This is a genomic window from Streptomyces sp. NPDC006208 (assembly GCF_040613775.1).
Taxonomy (GTDB): domain Bacteria; phylum Actinomycetota; class Actinomycetes; order Streptomycetales; family Streptomycetaceae; genus Streptomyces.
Window position 1 is genome coordinate 1 of sequence record NZ_JBEXSW010000133.1, and the last position, 1,550, is coordinate 1,550.

Consider the following 1,550-nt stretch of genomic DNA (forward strand, 5'->3'; position numbering starts at 1 on the left):
GTTCGCCGGTTCCTCGAACTCGGCCCCGACGGCGTACTGACCGCCATGGCACGCCAGACGCTGGAGGAGCTGGACGAGGCCGGTGACGCGGTGCTGATGCCGGCGCTGCGGGCCAAGCAAGCGGAGGCGGCCACGTTCGCCGCCTTCCTGGGACAGGCTCACCTCGCCGGCGTCGGCGTGGACTGGACGGCCTACTACAAGGACACAGGAGCCGCACACACCGCCCTGCCGACCTATGCGTTCCAGCGTGAGCGGTACTGGCTGACTCCGGGCACCGGGAACGGTGATGCGGCGGCGGCCGGGCAGAGTCGGATCGGGCACCCGGTCCTGGCGGCGGCGGTCCAGGTCGGCGACCGTGACGAGTGGGTCCTGACCGGGCGCCTGTCCACCGACACCCAGCCCTGGACCCGCGACCACGTCGTGCTGGGCACGGTGATCGTGCCCGGGACCGCACTGGTCGAGCTCGCTCTCACCGCCGGCCGCCAGGCCGAGGCCCCGGTGCTGGATGAATTGGTGATGGAGGCGCCGCTGCTGCTCGAGGAGGGCGTCGCGGTTCAGGTCCAGGTCACGCTTGGTTCGGCTGCTGAGGACGGGCGCCGTGAGGTGGCGATCTACACCCGTCCGGAGAACGGCGAGGACGACGAGCAGGCAGAGACGACCTGCCACGCCCGCGGCCTGCTCGCCCCCGAGGCCGAACCCCTCGCGGACTGGCCCACCCAATGGCCACCCGCAGGGGCCGAGGAGGCATCGGTCGACGCGCTCTACGCAGGTCTGGCCGACCTCGGCTACGACTACGGCCCTACGTTCCAGGGCGTGCGCGCGGCCTGGCGCGACGGCGATCAGCTCTACGCCGAGGTGGAACTGCCCGGTGACACCGGTGGTGAAGGCTTCGCCATCCACCCGGCCCTCTTCGACGCGGCACTGCACGGTGTGCTGCTCGACAAGGAAGCGGGATCCGCGGTCGACCTGCCGTTCTCCTGGTCGGGCGTACGGCTCGGGCAGACCCGCCTCTCGCGGGCGCGGGTGCGGATCGCTCCGACGGGTGAGTCCGCGTTCCGCATCGACATCACAGGCGAGCACGGCGAACCGGTGCTGCACATGGCGCGACTCGACCTGCGCCCCGTGGAGCAGGCGCAGCTCGAGAGCGGGCAGCGCGCCCACCGCAACTCCCTGTTCCAGCTCAACTGGGCCGAGGTCACGGCCGTGCCGTCCACATCGGTTCGGGTGGCCGTACTCGGCGACGTCGATGCGCCGGGCGAGCGGTTCGCGGACCTGGACGCGCTGGAGAAGGCCCTGGCCGACGGCGTGGGCACACCCGAGATGGTGCTTGCCACGGTCGAGTCCCCGGGTGGTGCCGCCGACGTGGCCGAGGCGGCGTCAACGGTGGCGGTGAACGCCTTGGCTCTGGTGCAGCGTTGGCTGGAGAGTGAGCGGCTGAGTGAGGCGCGGCTGGTCCTGGTGACCCGTAACGGCGTAGACGTCGGTGACGGGGTGCCGGATGTGGCGCTGGCTCCGGTGTGGGGTCTGGTGCGCAGTGCGCAGTCGGAACA

The 1,550-nt window shown here is 71.5% G+C and carries 1 protein-coding gene; it reads left to right on the top strand.

Annotation, left to right across the window (positions count from 1 at the left end; translation table 11 throughout):
* The coding region (locus ABZ208_RS39030; RefSeq protein ID WP_356914189.1) for a polyketide synthase dehydratase domain-containing protein at positions 1–1,550 on the top strand (1,550 nt) is incomplete at both ends.